Origin of the sequence: Actinomadura fibrosa (genome assembly GCF_900659615.1) — a bacterium.
GTDB classification, from domain to species: domain Bacteria; phylum Actinomycetota; class Actinomycetes; order Streptosporangiales; family Streptosporangiaceae; genus Spirillospora; species Spirillospora fibrosa.
This window is the reverse complement of record NZ_CAACUY010000201.1, coordinates 1-16,843: the sequence shown is the minus strand read 5'-3', so window position 1 is coordinate 16,843 and position 16,843 is coordinate 1. Positions and strand designations below refer to the sequence as shown.

Below are 16,843 nucleotides of genomic sequence, written 5' to 3'. Positions count from 1 at the left end.
CCGCTGCTCGCCGGGGTCGCCGCCGCCACGGCCGTCCGGCGGATGACGGCCTGGTCGGAGAGCGGGCGGCGCTTCTTCCCCGCGGCCGGAGCGGCGGGCGGGGCGGCGGGCGGCGGGGCGGACGGGCGGGAGCGGCAGGCGGACGTGGCCGTCGACGCCCGCCTCAAGTGGCCGAACGACCTGCTGGTGGGCGACCGGAAGCTGGCCGGGATCCTGGCCGAGAAGGTCGACGGCGCGCTCGTCGTCGGCATCGGGCTGAACGTGGGGCTGCGCGAGGCGGAGCTGCCCGTGCCGACCGCGACGTCCCTCGCGATCGAGGGCGCGCCGCTCAGCGACCGGGCGCCGCTGCTGCGCGCGATCCTGCGCGAGTTCGAGACCTGGTACCGCGAGTGGACGGCGCTGGACGGTGATCCGGAGTCGAGCGGGCTGCGTACCGCGTACAAGGACCTGTGCGCCACGCTCGGCCGGACGGTCCGGGTCGAGATGCCCGGCGGCGAGACCCTGGAGGGGGCGGCGCGGGACGTGGACGGGGCGGGGCGGCTGGTGGTGGCGGGCCCCGGGGGAGGCACGGCGGTCAGCGCCGGAGACGTGGTGCACGTCCGGTGAAACACCGCGGGCCGGACACCCGAACCCGCCCGGATCTGCAACGATATGTCGCAGTACCGGACCACGACGCCGCCGGCGAGGTCCACGGCGACGGCGGACTGAGGGGCTGACAGATGGCGGCCGGATTGCCGGACCCGAAGGCGATCGAGGAGCTCCTGCTCGGTGGCGAGCTGCGCTACACGCGCGTCGACGCCGTGCGGCTGTCGGGCGTCACCCGCGAGTTCTCCAGCCGGTTGTGGCGCGCGTTCGGCTACCCCTCGATGCCGGACGAGGCGGTCGCCTACACCGAGGGCGACGTCGCCGCGCTGTGCCGGATCCGCCGGCTCATCGACGACGGGGTCCTGGACGAGGACGGCGTGATCCGGCTCGTCCGCGCCTTCGGGCAGACGATGACGCGGCTCGCGGAGTGGCAGGTCAGCCTGCTGCGGGACATGATGAGCCAGGGTCCGCGCGACCAGCCGTCCGCGGAGGCGGTGGAGGCGATCGTCGACATCGCCGAGCGGCACATCGGCGAGTTCGAGCCGCTGGTGGTGCACGCGTGGCGGCGCCAGCTCGCCGCCGCCGGGACCCGGGCGATGGCCGCGGCGGCGACGCGGGAGAACGGCGATCCGGCCGGGCGGCCCATGACGACCGTGGGGTTCGCCGACATGGTGTCCTTCACGCAGGTCAGCCGGGAGCTGGACGAGATCGAGCTGGCTCGGGTCGTGGAGTGGTTCGAGGAGACGGCCGCCGACATCATCGCCTCCTGCGGCGGGCGGCTGGTGAAGACGCTCGGCGACGAGGTGCTGTTCAGCGCGGAGTCGCCGCGGATCGGCGCGGAGATCGCGCTGACCGTCGCCGCGGCGATCCAGGACGAGACCGAGGTGCCGGACGTGCGGGTCGGCGTGGCGTACGGGCCGGTCCTGCCGCTGATGGGGGACGTGTTCGGCACCACCGTGAACCTGGCGGCGCGGCTGACGTCGCTGGCCCGCCCGGGCGCCGTGGTGATCGACACGGAGCTGGCCGCGCAGCTGGAGAAGGAGCCGGCCTACGAGGTGACGCGGATCGTCCGGCGGCCGGTGCGCGGGCTGGGGATCGTCCAGCCGTACGTGCTGCGCCGCAGCGCCAAGGCGGCGGACGGCGGCGCGGAGGGCTCAGGGTCGGAGCCCTCCGGCCCGGCGGGGGGCTGAGTCCCGCGGCGGGCCCGCCGAGCGGGCCCGCCGGCGGTGCGCCTCAGTAGGCCTTCGGTCCCTCCTCGCCCGGGTAGTCGGTGAGCCGCTGGAGGTAGTTCTGCTCGCCGAGGGTCTGGGAGAGGTAGAGCTCGGTCTCCAGGTAGTCGATGTGCTGCTCCTCGTCGGCCAGGATGTACTCGAACAGCCGGGCCGAGGTGACATCGCCGCGCGAGCGCATCAACTCGATGCCGGGCCGCAGCCGGGCCACGGCCTCCCGCTCGATCGCGAGGTCCGCTTCGAGCTGCTCGACGACGGTCTGGCCGATGCGGAGCGTCCCGATCTTCTGGTAGTTCGGGAGGCCCTCCAGGAACAGGATCCGGTCGGTCAGCCGCTCCGCGTGCTTCATCTCGTCGATGGACTCGTGGCGGGTGTACTTCGCCATCCGCACGTAGCCCCAGTTCTCCTGCATCTTGGCGTGCAGGAAGTACTGGTTGATCGCGGTGAGCTCCGCGGTGAGCTGCTCGTTCAGCAGCGCGATGATGTCCTTGTCGCCTTCCATGGGGCCCATGCTCGCACGCCCGGACGATCGTGGACAGCACTGGGGCCCGCACGGCGCGTGCGGGCGCCCGGGACGCGGGCGGGCCGTGCGGGTGCCGGAGGGACCCTGCTCAGGCGGCGGTCGGCGGCGCGGTCCCCCTCTCGGCGGCGTCGGAGACGATCTGCTCCGCGAGGACGTGGTCGGGCAGGTGCGGGACGGCCTGCTCGATGGAGGCCGGTTCCATGGCCGCGGCGTCCAGCACGGCCGAGGCCGCGGCGGCCGGGGCCGGGACGGCCGGGACCGGAGCCGCGGGGTCCGGGATGACGGTCAGCGGGAGCGGGCCGCCGGTCAGGGCGTCCGCGAGCTCGCTGGCGGTGCGGTACTCGCTGACCATGGCGTGGAGCCGCCTGGTGCAGGACCCGCAGCCGGGCTTCATGCCGCAGGCCGCCTTCACGTCCCTGACGGTGGCGCAGGCGCCGCTCGCCATGCAGCCGTGCACGTCGTCCTCCGTGACGGCGTTGCAGATGCAGACGTACATCCGGTGGGCGCCCTTTCCTGCGGCTTCTCGCGGTCCCGGAACCCCGGCCTGGGCTTTTAGGGTTCCCTCAATAAGGTAAGGCAACCCTAAGGTAACGCAAGGATGTCCGATCTGGCCAGTAGCCTCCCAATCGGTGTGATTCAACCCTCAAGGGGAAGGCCTCCCGGCGCGACAACGGGAGGACGGGACATTGGCTCAGGTGTGGCCGGGTGACGCCTACCCGCTCGGGGCTCGGTTCGACGGCGCGGGAACGAACTTCGCCGTCTTCTCCGAGGCCGCCGAACGGGTGGAGCTCTGTTTGTTCGACGGGCCGGCGGGCGAGGGCGAGGAGACGCGGCTGGTGCTGCCGGAGGTCGACGCCTTCGTGTGGCACGGCTACCTGCCCGGCGTGATGCCCGGGCAGCGGTACGGCTTCCGGGTCCACGGGCCCTACGACCCCGCGCGGGGGCACCGGTGCAATCCGGCGAAGCTGCTGCTCGACCCCTACGCGCAGGCGATCGAGGGGACCGTCGACTGGGACGAGTCCTGCTTCGGCTACAACTTCGGGGACCCGTGGTCGGCGAACGGCGCCGACTCGGCGCGGCACACGATGCGCTCGGTGGTGGTGAACCCCTACTTCGACTGGGGCGACGACCGGCCGCCGCGGACGCCGTACCACGAGACGGTGATCTACGAGGCGCACGTGAAGGGGCTCACCGCCCGGCATCCGGAGATCCCGCCGGGGATGCGCGGCACGTACGCGGCCCTCGGCCACCCGGTGATCACCGACCATCTGCGGTCGCTCGGCGTCACGGCCGTCGAGCTGATGCCGGTGCACCAGTTCGTCCACGACGACGCGCTGGTCCAGCGGGGGCTGCGGAACTACTGGGGCTACAACACCATCGGCTTCTTCGCGCCGCACGGCGAGTACTCCTCGTCCGGGCAGCGCGGGGAGCAGGTGCTGGAGTTCAAGGCGATGGTGAAGGCCCTGCACGAGGCGGGCATCGAGGTGATCCTCGACGTGGTCTACAACCACACCGCGGAGGGCAACCACCTGGGGCCGACGCTGTCGTTCCGGGGCATCGACAACGCCTCGTACTACCGGCTGACCGACGACGACGCCCGCTACTACATGGACACGACGGGCACCGGGAACAGCCTGCTCATGCGCAGCCCGCACGTGCTCCAGATGATCATGGACTCGCTGCGGTTCTGGGTGACCGAGATGCACGTGGACGGGTTCCGCTTCGACCTCGCCGCCACGCTGGCCCGCGAGCTGCACGAGGTGGACCGGCTGGCCGCGTTCTTCGACCTCGTCCAGCAGGACCCGGTGGTCTCGCAGGTGAAACTGATCGCCGAGCCGTGGGACGTCGGAGAGGGCGGCTACCAGGTCGGCAACTTCCCCCCGCTGTGGACGGAGTGGAACGGCAAGTACCGCGACACGATGCGCGACTACTGGCGCGGGCAGCCGGGCAACCTGCCGGAGTTCGCGTCCCGGCTGACCGGCTCGTCCGACCTGTACGCCGACGACGGCCGCCGCCCGCTCGCCTCGATCAACTTCGTGACCTGCCACGACGGGTTCACGCTGCACGACCTGGTCTCCTACAACTCCAAGCACAACGAGGCCAACGGCGAGTACAACCGGGACGGCAGCGACGACAACCGGTCGTGGAACTGCGGCTACGAGGGCCCGGTGGACGACCTCGACGTGATCGCGCTGCGGGAGCGGCAGAAGCGCAACTTCCTGACCACGCTGTTCCTGTCGCAGGGCGTCCCGATGCTGTCGCACGGCGACGAGATGGGCCGGACGCAGGAGGGCAACAACAACGCCTACTGCCAGGACAGCGAGCTCGCCTGGGTCGACTGGACGGGCCTGCGCGAGGACACGTTCTTCGACGAGCGCGGCCCGCTGCTGGACTTCGTCCGGCGGCTGTCCAAGCTGCGCACCGACCATCCGGTGTTCCGGCGCAGGCGCTTCTTCCGCGGCGGGCAGGGCGGCGGCCGGCAGCGGCCCGACGCGACGTCCGCCGGCCAGGCGTCCGGCGGGCCGGGCGACCGGGCGGCCGGGGCCCGGATCGAGGCCGCGGCCGCCGCGCCGGACCTTCCCGACCTGGTGTGGTTCACCCCCGGCGGCGACGAGATGGCCGACGCGGACTGGGCGGCCGGCTTCAACAAGTCCGTGAACGTGTTCCTGAACGGCGACGCGATCGGCGAGCCCGACCGGCGCGGCCGGCAGGTCCGGGACGACTCGTTCCTGCTGCTGATCAACGCGCACGACGGCGACCTGCCGTTCACGCTGCCGCCCGTGTCCTACGGGCAGATGTGGATCAAGGTGCTCGACACCGCCGACCCGCTGCTGGCGGAGGAGGAGTCCCCCGTGGTCAAGGCCGCCGAGATCGTGCCCGTCGGGGCCCGCTCGATCCAGGTGCTGCGTCGTGTCTGAGCCCGCCTCCCCGTCCGGGCCCGCGTCCCCCGCGTCCCCCGAGAAGGCGTCCCCCGAAGTGGTTCCCTCCGGGACTGACGACGACGTCGAAGCGCCCCCGTCCGGCACCTACCGGATCCAGCTCCGCGGTACCGAGGACGCCCGCTTCGGGTTCGAGGAGGCCGCGGCCCTGGCGCCGTACCTCGCGGCCCTCGGCGTTTCCCACGTCTACCTGTCGCCGATCCTCCAGGCCGCGCCCGGGTCCACGCACGGCTACGACGTCGTCGACCATGCCCGGCTCTCCGAGGACCTCGGCGGCGCGGAGGCGTTCGGCGCGATGGCCGCGCGCTTCCGCGCCCACCGGCTGCGCGTGCTGGTGGACGTCGTGCCCAACCACATGACCGTCCCGCAGCAGCGCGACCTGAACCTGCCGCTGACGGCGGTGCTGGCCGAGGGGCCGTCCTCGCCCTACGCGCGCTGGTTCGACGTCGACTGGGAGGCGGGCGGCGGGCGGCTCGTCCTGCCCGGCGAGGGCGAGCCGAACTACCGGCGCTTCTTCGACATCTCCGACCTGATCGGGCTGCGGCAGGAGGAGCCGGAGGTCTTCGACCGGACGCACGGGCTGCTGCTCGGCCTCGTCCGGGAGGGGCTCGTGGACGGGCTGCGCATCGACCACCCGGACGGCCTCGCCGACCCGGCCGGCTACCTCCGCCGGCTCGCGGCGGAGGCGCCGGGGCGCTGGACGCTGGTCGAGAAGATCACCGAGGGCGCCGAGCGGCTGCCGGGGGACTGGGCCTGCGCGGGCACGACCGGCTACGACTCGCTCGGGATGATCGGCGGGCTGTTCGTCGACCCGGACGGCGAGAAGCCGCTGACGGACCTGTACGTGTCGCTGACGGGCGGGCCGGCCGGGTTCGAGGAGGTCGAGCGCGACGCCCGGATGTACGTCGCCACGCACAGCCTGAAGCCGGAGATGGACCGGCTGCTGCGCGTCCTGCGCCGCGCCGCCGGGCCCGACCGGTCCGAAGCGGCCCTCGCGGGGCTGGAACGGGCGCTCGTGGAGCTCCTGGTCGCGATGCCCGTCTACCGCGCCTACGTCGTGCCGGGTGAGGAGGCGCCTCAGCAGGCCGTGGACGTCCTGGAGGAGGCGGCGAGCCGCGCCAGGCCGCACCTTCCCGAGGAGTTGCACGCCGACCTGGACGACATCGTCCGCCGGGCCCTCGGCCGCGGTGACGACGCCGATCCGGAGTTCATCGTCCGGTTCCAGCAGACCTCCGCGCCGCTGGCCGCGAAGGGCGTGGAGGACACCGCCTTCTACCGGTGGAACCGGATGGCCGCGCTGAACGAGGTGGGCGGTGATCCCGGGCGGTTCTCCGTGAGCCCGGTGGACTTCCACTCGCACTGCATCCGGCTCGCCCGTGACTGGCCCTCGACCATGACGACGCTGTCCACCCACGACACCAAGCGCCAGGAGGACGTGCGGGCGCGGCTGGCCGTGCTCGCGGAGATCCCCGGCGAATGGGCGGACGCCGTCCACCGGTGGCGCGGATGGTGGGGCGAGAACGAATCACCGTTGGAACCGGATCTGGAGTACCTGCTCTGGCAGACGCTCGTCGGCGCCTGGCCGCTCACCAGCGACCGCTTGGAGGAGTTCCTCGTCAAGGCGATGCGCGAGGCCAAGACGAGGACGTCCTGGGCCGAGGAGGATCCCGCCTACGAGGAGGCCGTCCTGGCCCACGTGCGGCGGATCCTCGCCGACGCGGACCTCGTCACCGACCTCACCGCGTTTGTGGGGCGCCTGGAGCCCTACGCGCGGGTGAACACGCTGGGCCAGAAGCTGGTCCAGCTCACCATGCCGGGCGTCCCGGACGTCTACCAGGGCTGCGAGCTGACGGGCCACGCGCTGGTGGACCCCGACAACCGGCGGCCGGTCGACTACGGGCGGCGCCGCGAGCGGCTCTTCCGGCTCGACACCGGCCGCCGCCCCAAGGACGTGGACGACGAGAAGCTGATGGTGACGTCCCGCGCGCTGCGGCTGCGGCGGCAGCGCCCCGACTGGTTCGGCCCGTCCGGCCGGTACGCGCCGGTCGCCGTGCGGGGGCCCGCCGCCGACCACGTGGTGGCGTTCTCGCGCGGCGAGGCGGTCGCGCTCGCCACGCGGCTGCCCGCCGGGCTGGAGCGGCGCGGCGGCTGGGACGGGGGCACCGAGGCCGACCTCGGCCGCCAGGGCTGGCGGGACGTGCTGACCGGCGCCATGCACTGGGGGCCGTCCGTCGCCGCCGCCGAGCTGTTCGCGCATCTGCCCGTCGCGCTGCTGGTTCCCAGGGAGGTCGATCGTTGAGCACGTGGTTCGAGGTGTGGGCGCCGCGGTGCGAGCGCGTCGAGGTCGCCACCGGCGAGGCCGGGCGCTCCCTGCGGCATCCCGCCCGCCCGCTGGACGGCCGTCCCGGCTGGTGGGGCGCCGAGGTCGCTGACGCGGACCATGGGACCGACTACGGCTTCGTCCTGGACAACGCCAGGGAGGTCTTGCCCGACCCGCGCGCGCTCTGGCAGCCGGACGGCGTGCATGGGATGAGCCGGGTCTACGACCATTCCCGCTTCCCGTGGACCGACCAGCGCTGGCATGGACGGCCCCTCGCCGGAAGCGTCCTGTACGAGATGCACGTCGGCACGTTCACGCCGGAGGGGACGTTCGACGCGGCGGCGGAGCGCCTCGGCCATCTGGTGTCGCTCGGGGTGGACGCCGTGGAGCTGCTGCCTGTCGCGTCCTTCCCGGGCCATCACGGCTGGGGGTACGACGGGGTCCACCTGTGGGCGCCGCACGAGCCGTACGGCGGTCCCGACGGGCTGAAGCGGTTCGTGGACGCCGCCCACTCGCACGGGCTGGCCGTCGTCCTGGACGTGGTCTACAACCACCTCGGCCCGGACGGGAACCGCCTCGGCGACTACGGGCCGTACTTCACCAGCGCCCACAGCACGCCCTGGGGCGACGCGGTGAACTTCGACCAGGAGGGCTCGGACGAGGTCCGCGCGTTCGTCGTCCAGAACGCGCTGATGTGGCTGCGCGACTACCACCTGGACGGGCTGCGGCTCGACGCCGTCCACGCCATCACCGACCACGGCGCCGTCCACGTTTTGGAGGAGATGGCGTCCGCCGTGGCGGCGCTGTCGGCGCACCTCGGCCGGGAGCTGTTCCTGATCGCGGAGTCCGATCTGAACGACCCGCGGCTGGTGACCGCCCGGGAGGCGGGCGGTTACGGGCTCGACGCGCAGTGGAGCGACGATTTCCACCATGCCCTCCACGCGGCGCTGACCGGGGAGCGGCAGGGCTATTACTGCGACTTCGGATCCCTGGAAACCCTACAAAAGGCGCTTACCCGAGTATTCGTTCATGACGGGACAATGTCGACTTATCGGGGGCGGCATCACGGCCGTCCGGTGGACGTGCGGCTGACGCCCGCGCACCGGTTCCTCGGTTTCCTCCAGAACCACGACCAGGTGGGCAACCGCGCGTCCGGCGACCGGATCGGCGCCACGCTGTCGCCGGCGCGGTTGAAGATCGGCGCGGCGCTGCTCCTGCTCGCGCCGTTCACGCCCATGCTGTTCATGGGCGAGGAGTGGGGCGCCTCCACCCCGTGGTGCTACTTCACCGACCACGTGGACCCCGGCCTGGCGCGGGCGGTGAGCGAGGGGCGCCGCAGGGAGTTCTCCCGGCACGGCTGGACGGGCCAGGTCCCCGATCCACAGGCTGTGGAAACCTTCCGGCGCTCGGTGCTCGACTGGGCCGAGCCCGGCAAGAACCCGCACCGCGACCTGCTGGAATGGCACCGCTCCCTGATCGCGCTGCGGCGGGCCAGGCCGGAGCTGAACGATCCGCGCCTGACCGCGGTGGAGGTCGGTTTCGTCGAGAACGGGACCGACCGGACGCTGACGATGGGGCGCGGCGACGTGCTCGTGGCGGCGAACCTCGGCGACGCCCCCGTCCGGATTCCCGTTCCCGGTCTCGTGGAACCGGAGCGGGCGCGGGCCACCGGGGAACGGCTGCTGCTCGCCTCAGATCCGGCAATCCACATTGAAAGAGGCATTCACGGCGATTCTGGAAACCTTTCGGTCGTGCTTCCGGCCGCGGCGGTCGCCGTCCTCGACAGGTCACCGGCCGCGGAGGGGTAGCCGTAATACTCCGCCTTCCCGGACAAGGCCGGAAATGGTCGTATTCGAGGATGTACTACGAGTGGCAAACCGCAGGTCAAGAGCGCGGCGGCTGCCCGGCAATGGTCAAGAATGGTCATACGATCGGTTCATGACCTCAGTACTGCTCGCCGAGGACGACACGTCCATCTCCGAGCCTCTCGCCCGCGCGCTCCGCCGCGAGGGGTACACCGTCGAAGTCAGCCCGGACGGACCGCAGGCGCTTGAGCGGGCGCTCGGAGGCGGCGTGGACCTGATCGTCCTCGACCTGGGCCTGCCCGAGCTCGACGGCCTGGAAGTCGCGCGCAGGGTGCGTGCCGAGGGGCACGGAGTGCCCATACTGATCCTCACGGCCCGGGCCGACGAGGTCGACACCGTGGTCGGCCTCGACGCCGGCGCCGACGACTACGTGACCAAGCCGTTCCGGCTGGCCGAGCTGCTCGCCCGGGTGCGGGCCCTGCTGCGGCGCGGCAGCACCGAGACCCCGATCGTCCAGGGGGTGCGGATCGACGCCGAGTCGCGCCGCGCCTGGATGGGCGACCAGGAGCTCCAGCTGACCACCAAGGAGTTCGACCTGCTGCGCGTCCTCGTCCGCGACGCGGGCAAGGTCGTGACCCGCGAACAGATCATGCGCGAGGTGTGGGACACCAACTGGTGGGGTTCCACCAAGACCCTCGACATGCACATCTCCTGGCTGCGCCGCAAGCTCGGCGACGACGCCGGCAGCCCGCGCTACATCACCACCGTGCGGGGCGTCGGCTTCCGCTTCGAACGCGGCGACTGAGGGCGCGTCCCCGGATCGCCGGCCGCCCGGCCGGACCGTCCGCGGACCGTCCACCGTGCGGGGCGGGCGGGATCCACGGGACGCGCCGAAGCCCCGGCCCGCCATGGCCGGGCGGCCCTTCCCCGGGCCTTCCCGAGAGTCCCGGGGGAGCGCCGCGCAGAGCGCCGCACAGACGTGGCCACATTCCCGAAGGAGCCCTGATGAGGCGCCGACTCCTGCTCTCGACGCTCGCCGTGGCGGTCGTCGCGATCCTGCTGCTCGGCATCCCCCTCGCCTTCGCCGCCCACAAGCTCGTCTACGAGGAGGCCGGGCAGTCGCTGGAGCGGGAGGCCGCGTCCATCGTCGGCGGTGTCGGCTACAGCCTGGAGACGCGCCAGCCCGTCACCGGCGACAAGATCGCCCAGGAGTACCCCGGCCGCCGGATCGTCATCACGCTGCCGGACGGCCGGACGGTCACCGCCGGGCCGCGGCCCCGGCCCCGCGAGCGGATGCTCGGCGCCGCCGGCTCCGCGGGCGGCGTGCGGGTGCGGGTCTCGCGGCCGTCCGCCGAGGTCGAGGACGACGCGCTCCGGCTGCTCGTCCTCATCGGCAGCCTGGCCCTGCTCGGCGTCGCCGTCACCGTCGGCCTCGCGATGTTCCAGGCCCGCAAGCTGACGCTGCCGCTCATCGACCTCGCCGAGACCGCCGACCGGCTCGGCACCGGCAACGCCCGCCCGCGCCGCCGCCGGTACGGCATCCCCGAGGTCGACCGGGTCGCCGAGGTGCTCGACCGCAGCGCCGTCCGGATCGCCGACCTGCTCGCCGCCAGCCGCGAGTTCGCCTCGGACGCGAGCCACCAGCTCCGCACCCCGCTGACCGCGCTGTCCATGCGGCTGGAGGAGATGATCGACGCCGCCGACTACCCCGACGTCGTCCGCGAGGAGGGCGCGGCGGCGGTCGCGCAGACCGAGCGGCTCGTCGCGGTCGTCGAGCAGCTCCTCGCCCGCGCCCGGCACGACCGCACCGGCGGCGCCATCGCCTCGCCGGTCGACGACATCATCGCCCAGCAGGTCGAGGAGTGGCGGCCCATCTTCCGCCGGTCCGGCCGGGACGTGCGGATCACCGGGGAGCAGGGCCTCGTCGGCATGACCAACCCGGAGGGGCTCTCCCAGATCGTCGCGACCCTGCTCGACAACTCGCTCATGCACGGCGCCGGGACCGTCACGATCCACACCAAGCCGGGCGCCAGCTCGGTCGTGGTCGAGGTCGGCGACGAGGGCGCCGGGATCCCGCCCGAGCTGGAGCCGCGGATCTTCGAGCGCAGCGTCAGCGGCGGCAAGGGCACCGGGCTCGGCCTCTACCTGGCCCGCTCGCTGGCCGTGGTGGACGGCGGGCGGCTGGAGCTGATCCAGTCCCACCCGGCCGTCTTCGGCATCTTCCTGCGGCAGGCGGCCGAGGCGCGGCTGGCCTCCGAACGCGTCGTCCTCGGCCCCGCCTGAGTCACGAGGCCGGCGGGGACGGCGGGGCTAGCGGGCGCGGACCTGCGGCTGGCCGGACGCGGTGTAGCCCCCGGCGTGGTCGGCGTCGAGCGGGTGCCCGAGGCGGTGCGACGGGACGGGATGCCCGTTCGCGGGCTGCCCCTGCTGCCCCACCGGAGCGCCCGGACCGGCCGGGGCGGTGCCCGCGGGCGCCTCGGGCAGCCCGGACGCCGGGTCGACCTGCGGCGCGGACGCCGGCAGGAACACCCACTTCTTGTACGACCAGAAGCGGAACAGCGTCGCCACGCCGGTGCCGATCACCAGCGACACGTTGTAGGAGATCGCGTCGGAGAGCCCCAGCACGTAGTGGGTGAAGCCGATGAACAGCTCGGTGATCACCAGGCCGACGCCGTTCAGCGCGAAGAACAGCACGTACTCGCGGCCGAGGCCGGTGCGGTCGCGGTGCCGGAACGTCCAGTACCGGTTGGCGAGGTAGGCGAACGTCGTGGCGACGACCGTGGCGACCCCGTTGGAGGTCAGCGGGCCCATGCCGAGGCCGGTGTGCAGCACGTTGCCGATGCCGACCGTGATGGCGAACGCGATCGCGCCCACGCTGCCGAACTTCGCGAGCTCGCGCACGAGGTGCGCGAACCGCCGTTGCAAACTGGCGACCAGGCTCACGAAGGGGAACCGTCCTTCCGGACTTCGGCGACGCGCCGCGGCCGGCGGCGCGGCGGCTGGAGGCAGGAACGAGGATAGACGCACGTGGCACCCGGGACGTCGAACATGAACGTTTCTCGCCCGTGCCCGGACATCTCTCCCCGCCGCGGAGGCGCTCACACCCGTTCGACGCCGCGCCCGCCCGATTCGTTCGCCGCGAATCGGCCGATAGCCTTCTGACCGTGACACTTTTAGCTCAGATGCCGGTCGTCGGGATGGCGGGCGGCGGCCAACTGGCCCGGATGACGCAGCAGGCGGCGATCGCGCTCGGCGTGCGGCTGCGCGTCCTCGCCGGATCCCCGGACGAGTCGGCGGCCCAGGTCGTCGCGGACGTGCGCGTCGGCGACGACCGCGCCCAAGCCGACCTGAACGCGTTCGCCAAGGGCTGCGACGTCGTGACCTTCGACCACGAGCACGTCCCCGGCGACCACATCCGGGAGCTGGAGGACGCGGGCGTGCCGTGCCGTCCCGGGGCGGCGGCCCTCGCGCACGCCCAGGACAAGCTCGTCATGCGCGAGCGCCTCAGCGGGCTCGGCGCCCCCTGCCCCGCCTACGCGCACGTGCCCGCCGCCGCGCCGCTGGCCTTCCTGGAGGCGTTCGCCCGCGAGCACGGCTGGCCGCTCGTCCTCAAGGCGACGCGCGGCGGCTACGACGGCAAGGGCGTCTGGGTCGCCGAGGGGCTCGACCGCGCGACGGCGGAGCTGGTCGGGCGGCTGGTCGCCGAGGGCGTCGACCTGATGGTCGAGGAGCACGTGCCGTTCCGGCGGGAGCTGGCCGCGCTCGTGGCCCGCTCCCCGTACGGGCAGGGCGCTGCGTATCCGATCGTGGAGACCGTCCAGGAGGGCGGCATCTGCGTCGAGGTCATCTCGCCCGCCCCGGGCCTGTCCGCGGACCTCGCCGCCGAGGCGCAGAGCCTCGCGCTCCGCATCGCGGACGAGCTCGGCGTGGTCGGTCTGCTCGCCGTGGAGCTGTTCGAGACCTCCGGCGGGCTGCTGGTCAACGAGCTGGCGATGCGCCCGCACAACTCCGGGCACTGGACGATCGAGGGCGCCCGCACGTCCCAGTTCGAGCAGCACCTGCGCGCCGTCCTGGACCTGCCCCTCGGCTCCACCGAGCCGACCGCGCCGTACACCGTCATGGCCAACGTGCTCGGCGGCGACGACCCGGACGTCTACCCCCGCTACATCCACGTGATGGCCCACGACCCGGGCGTCAAGGTGCACTTCTACGGCAAGGGCGTGCGGCCCGGCCGCAAGATCGGCCACGTGACCGCGCTCGGCTCCGACCTCGCCGAGGTCCGCGAGCGGGCCCGGCACGCGGCCGCGTACCTGCGGTGGGGCCCGGCGATGGGAGAGGGACGATGACCGCTCCGCTGGTGGGCGTGGTGATGGGCAGCGACTCCGACTGGCCCGTCATGAAGGCCGCCGCCGAGGCCCTCGACGAGTTCGAGGTGCCCTACGAGGCGGACGTCGTGTCCGCGCACCGGATGCCGCACGACATGATCGCCTACGGCGAGGAGGCGGCCGGGCGGGGGCTGCGCGCGATCATCGCGGGCGCCGGCGGCGCCGCGCACCTGCCGGGCATGCTCGCGTCGGTGACGCCGCTCCCGGTGATCGGCGTGCCGGTCCCGCTGAAGTACCTCGACGGCATGGACTCGCTGCTGTCGATCGTCCAGATGCCGGCGGGCGTGCCCGTCGCGACGGTCGCGGTGGGCGCCGCCCGCAACGCGGGGCTGCTGGCCGTCCGGATCCTCGCCGCGTCCGACGCGGGCCTCCAGGCCCGTATGGCGGACTTCCAGCGCGATCTCCATGATCAGGCCAAGGCGAAGGGCGCGCGGCTCCGAGAGAAGCTCTGAGGCGGCCGCGGGACGCGCGGGACGCCGGGTGCGGCGGGGTCAGTTGCGGCGGGGTCAGTTGCGGCGCAGGGCCCACTCGACGGCGGGGCAGCGGTTCATGACCACGTCGAGCCCCGCGTCCCGCGCGCGCCGGGCGGCGGCCTCGTCGATCACGTCGAGGGGAAGCCAGACGGCCTTGGCGCCGGCCGCGATCGCCTCGTCCACGACGGCGCCCGCGTGCTCGGCCCGGCGGTACACGCCCACGACGTCCACGGCTGAGCCGTCCGGCAGTTCCGCCAGGGACGCGTAGCCCTTCTCGCCGAGCACCTCCTCCCGCGACGGGTGCACGGGGATGATGCGCTTGCCGCGCTGCTGCATCAGCCGCGCCTGCGTGTGGACCTCCCGGGCGGGGTTGTCGCTCAGGCCCACGAACGCCCATGTCCTGGACTCGTTCAGCAGGCGGCGGATCACGTCCTGGTCGGCGAAAGCATCAGCCATGTCCACGACAACAGCGCCCGGGCGCCGATCGTTCCCGCCCACCGCCGCCCCGCGAAGCGCCCCGCGAGCCGCCGCGCGGGACGGCTCGCGGGGCCGCGCGTCAGGGGCGGCCGAGGGCCCGGTAGTTCCAGCCGGCGGCGCGCCAGACCTCGGGTTCCAGGGCGTTGCGGCCGTCCACGATGTTGCGCTCGCTGACGGCGCCGGCGAGCTCGACCGGGTCCATCTCGCGGAACTCGGCCCACTCGGTCAGCAGCAGGACGACGTGCGCGTCCCGGACGGCGTCCAGGCACGAGTCGCCGAAGTCCAGCGTCGGCTGGGCGCGGCGGGCGTTGGGCATGGCCTGCGGGTCGTAGACCGTGACCTTGCCGCCCTGCGCGCGGATCGACGCGGCGACGTCCAGCGCGGGGGAGTCGCGGACGTCGTCGGAGTCGGGCTTGAACGCGGCGCCCAGCACCCCGACGGTCCGCCCGATGAACGAGCCGCCGAGGAGCTGCCGGGCGAGGTCCACCATCCGGATCCGGCGGCGGATGTTGATCTCGTCGACCTCGCGGAGGAAGGTCAGCGCCTGGTCGGCGCCGAGCTCCCCGGCGCGGGCCATGAACGCCCGGATGTCCTTGGGCAGGCAGCCGCCGCCGAAGCCGAGGCCGGGCCCGAGGAACCGGCCGCCGATCCGGTCGTCGTACGACAGCGCCTCTGAGAGCTTGGTCACATCGGCGTGCGCGGCCTCGCACACCTCCGCCATCGCGTTGATGAAGGAGATCTTCGTGGCGAGGAACGCGTTCGCCGACACCTTCACCAGCTCGGACGTCGCGTAGTCGGCCGTGATGAACGGGACGTCGGCGGCGAGCATCGACGCGTAGACCTCGCGGAGCACCTTCTCGGCGTGCTCCGCCGCGCCCTGCTCGTCCGGGAGCCCGGCCACGATCCGGTCGGGGTGCATCGTGTCCTGGACGGCGAAGCCCTCGCGGAGGAACTCGGGGTTCCACGCGAGGACGGCGTCGCCGCCCGCCGGGGCGAGGCGCGCCACGGTCTCGGCGAGCCGCTCGGCCGTCCCCACCGGGACGGTCGACTTCCCGACCAGCAGGCACGGCCGCCTCAGCAGCGGCGCCAGGGCGTCCACCGCGCCGTTCACGTACGTCAGGTCCGCGGCGTACTCCCCGGCCTTCTGCGGGGTGCCGACGCAGATGAAGTGCACGTCGCCGAACTCGGCGGCTTCCGCGTAGGACGAGGTGAACCGCAGCCGCCCGCTCTCCAGCCCCCTGCGCAGCACCGGTTCGAGCCCGGGTTCGTAGAACGGCAGGTCGCCGGCGGACAGCCGCGAGATCTTCTCCTCGTCCACGTCGAGGCCGAGCACCTCGAATCCCAGGTCGGCCATGCACGCGGCGTGCGTGGCACCGAGGTAACCGGTTCCGATGACCGTCAGCCGGTGGGCCAAGGCAGGCTCCTCTCTCGCTGTCGCCGACTCGCGCCCGTCGGGAAGACTCTCGACGGAGACTCTGCCCAATTGAGGGAGACTCTGCCCAAATGCGCGGCGGGTACCTGCGTCGACCGGCGCAGTGTACTGGCCGGTAGCATCCAGGGCATGAACTCTGACTTTCCCACGTACGCGCCGTCGGAGGAGCACGAGTTGCTGCGTGCGACGGTGCGTGAGCTGGCCGATGCCAAGATCGCGCCGTTCGCGGCGGAGGTGGACGAGGACTCGCGGTTCCCGCAGGAGGCGCTGGACGCGCTGGTGGCCAACGAGCTGCACGCGGTGCACGTCCCGGAGTCGTACGGGGGTGCGGGCGCCGATGCGCTGGCGACGGTGATCGTGATCGAGGAGGTCGCGCGGGCGTGCGCGTCGTCGTCGCTGATCCCGGCGGTGAACAAGCTGGGCACGGTGCCGGTGCTTTTGTCGGGGTCGGAGGAGCTGAAGAAGCGGTACCTGGGGCCGGTGGCGCGGGGCGAGGCGATGTTCTCCTATGCGCTGTCGGAGGCCGAGGCGGGGTCGGATGCGGCGGGGATGAAGACCCGCGCGGTGCGCGAGGGTGATGGGTGGGTGCTCAACGGCGCCAAGATGTGGATCACCAATGCGGGGGTGTCGGAGTTCTACACGGTGATGGCGGTCACCGACCCGGCGGCGGGGGCG

At 72.9% G+C, this 16,843-nt stretch carries 15 protein-coding genes; 10 read left to right on the top strand and 5 right to left on the bottom strand.

Annotated features, from left to right (window positions below; translation table 11 throughout):
* The coding region (locus E1300_RS38140; protein WP_131761994.1) for a biotin--[acetyl-CoA-carboxylase] ligase at positions 1 to 606 on the top strand (606 nt) is incomplete at its 5' end.
* Between the two features lie 113 nt (positions 607 to 719).
* Positions 720 to 1,775: an adenylate/guanylate cyclase domain-containing protein gene (locus E1300_RS38135; RefSeq protein ID WP_131761993.1), complete on the top strand. Its 1,056-nt coding sequence runs from the start codon at positions 720 to 722 to the stop codon at positions 1,773 to 1,775.
* Positions 1,776 to 1,818: 43 nt separating this feature from the next.
* Here the strand turns inward: E1300_RS38135 and bfr are convergent, their stop codons facing one another.
* Positions 1,819 to 2,316, bottom strand: coding sequence for a bacterioferritin (gene bfr / locus E1300_RS38130; protein ID WP_131761992.1), 498 nt, complete (start codon positions 2,314 to 2,316; stop codon positions 1,819 to 1,821).
* Between the two features lie 109 nt (positions 2,317 to 2,425).
* Positions 2,426 to 2,833 carry a (2Fe-2S)-binding protein gene (locus E1300_RS51870; RefSeq protein ID WP_207400189.1) on the bottom strand — a complete coding sequence of 136 codons (408 nt, stop codon included), beginning with the start codon at positions 2,831 to 2,833 and terminating at the stop codon, positions 2,426 to 2,428.
* A 190-nt stretch (positions 2,834 to 3,023) separates the two neighbouring features.
* Between E1300_RS51870 and glgX the strand changes: the two genes are divergently transcribed.
* From glgX to E1300_RS38100, 5 genes are all read left to right on the top strand, one after another.
* Positions 3,024 to 5,255, top strand: a complete 2,232-nt coding sequence (glgX, locus tag E1300_RS38120) for a glycogen debranching protein GlgX (RefSeq protein WP_131761991.1) — start codon at positions 3,024 to 3,026, stop codon at positions 5,253 to 5,255.
* On the top strand, positions 5,248 to 7,575 hold the full coding sequence (gene treY / locus E1300_RS38115) for a malto-oligosyltrehalose synthase (protein ID WP_242619652.1): 2,328 nt from the start codon (positions 5,248 to 5,250) through the stop codon (positions 7,573 to 7,575). Before glgX ends, treY begins: the two co-directional genes overlap by 8 nt.
* Positions 7,572 to 9,404 (top strand): malto-oligosyltrehalose trehalohydrolase, encoded by a 1,833-nt coding sequence (gene treZ, locus E1300_RS38110; RefSeq protein ID WP_131761990.1) that lies wholly within the window; start codon positions 7,572 to 7,574, stop codon positions 9,402 to 9,404. The genes treY and treZ overlap by 4 nt, the downstream gene beginning before the upstream one ends.
* Before the next feature lie 130 nt (positions 9,405 to 9,534).
* Positions 9,535 to 10,206 carry a response regulator transcription factor gene (locus tag E1300_RS38105; protein ID WP_019629095.1) on the top strand — a complete coding sequence of 224 codons (672 nt, stop codon included), beginning with the start codon at positions 9,535 to 9,537 and terminating at the stop codon, positions 10,204 to 10,206.
* 200 nt (positions 10,207 to 10,406) lie between these two features.
* Positions 10,407 to 11,684 carry a sensor histidine kinase gene (locus E1300_RS38100; RefSeq protein WP_131761989.1) on the top strand — a complete coding sequence of 426 codons (1,278 nt, stop codon included), beginning with the start codon at positions 10,407 to 10,409 and terminating at the stop codon, positions 11,682 to 11,684.
* A 27-nt stretch (positions 11,685 to 11,711) separates the two neighbouring features.
* On the opposite strand, the gene E1300_RS38095 is transcribed toward E1300_RS38100, so the two are convergent.
* Positions 11,712 to 12,344: a GtrA family protein gene (locus E1300_RS38095; RefSeq protein WP_131761988.1), complete on the bottom strand. Its 633-nt coding sequence runs from the start codon at positions 12,342 to 12,344 to the stop codon at positions 11,712 to 11,714.
* 239 nt (positions 12,345 to 12,583) lie between these two features.
* Between E1300_RS38095 and E1300_RS38090 the strand changes: the two genes are divergently transcribed.
* Together E1300_RS38090 and purE are read left to right on the top strand one after the other, a co-directional pair.
* Positions 12,584 to 13,747, top strand: coding sequence for a 5-(carboxyamino)imidazole ribonucleotide synthase (locus E1300_RS38090; RefSeq protein WP_131761995.1), 1,164 nt, complete (start codon positions 12,584 to 12,586; stop codon positions 13,745 to 13,747).
* A complete protein-coding gene (purE, locus tag E1300_RS38085) occupies positions 13,744 to 14,238 on the top strand; it encodes a 5-(carboxyamino)imidazole ribonucleotide mutase (RefSeq protein WP_131761987.1) in 495 nt (164 codons plus the stop codon). Before E1300_RS38090 ends, purE begins: the two co-directional genes overlap by 4 nt.
* Before the next feature lie 54 nt (positions 14,239 to 14,292).
* On the opposite strand, the gene E1300_RS38080 is transcribed toward purE, so the two are convergent.
* A complete protein-coding gene (locus E1300_RS38080; RefSeq protein ID WP_131761986.1) occupies positions 14,293 to 14,715 on the bottom strand; it encodes a CoA-binding protein in 423 nt (140 codons plus the stop codon).
* Positions 14,716 to 14,815: 100 nt separating this feature from the next.
* On the bottom strand, positions 14,816 to 16,150 hold the full coding sequence (locus E1300_RS38075) for a UDP-glucose dehydrogenase family protein (RefSeq protein WP_131761985.1): 1,335 nt from the start codon (positions 16,148 to 16,150) through the stop codon (positions 14,816 to 14,818).
* A gap of 147 nt (positions 16,151 to 16,297) precedes the next feature.
* Between E1300_RS38075 and E1300_RS38070 the strand changes: the two genes are divergently transcribed.
* The coding region (locus tag E1300_RS38070; RefSeq protein WP_207400188.1) for an acyl-CoA dehydrogenase family protein at positions 16,298 to 16,843 on the top strand (546 nt) is incomplete at its 3' end.